This window comes from Paenarthrobacter sp. 10L420 (genome assembly GCF_056395385.1).
The window spans coordinates 1-413 of sequence record NZ_JBFTJK010000085.1; the positions used below are offsets into that span (position 1 = coordinate 1).

Below are 413 nucleotides of genomic sequence, written 5' to 3' on the forward strand. Positions count from 1 at the left end.
CCGCCGTGTGACCAGTAGGTGATGTGGTGGGCTTCGCACCAGGGGGCGGGCATGGTGCAGTCGGGGAAGGCGCAGCCGCCGTCGCGGGCGGTGATGGCTTTGCGGATGTGGGGTGGGAAGATCCGGGTGGTGCGGCCGATGTCCAGGACTCGGGAGTCGGTTCCGAGCAGGACGGGGAGGATGTCCGCGTCGCAGGCGATTTTGCGGATGGTGTTGGGGTGCATCGGACCCAGGAACGTTGCTGTACCGGAGCTGAGTCGTTGATGGTCGGTGCGTCGTTCGAAGAGGTCGCGTTCGTCGATGGTGAGGGTGAGTTGGGGTCGGAGTCCGCCGTTGGCTGGCAGTTTCCCGGTGGTCATCGCGACGGCACAGGCTCCGACGAGTCCGTCGAGGAGTTTCATGGGGCGGGAACG

At 66.1% G+C, this 413-nt stretch carries 1 protein-coding gene; it reads right to left on the reverse strand.

The features are described from left to right. Positions 1-413, reverse strand: a 413-nt coding sequence (locus AC1DD5_RS25790) for an HNH endonuclease signature motif containing protein (protein ID WP_477523142.1), incomplete at both ends; no start/stop codon positions are given.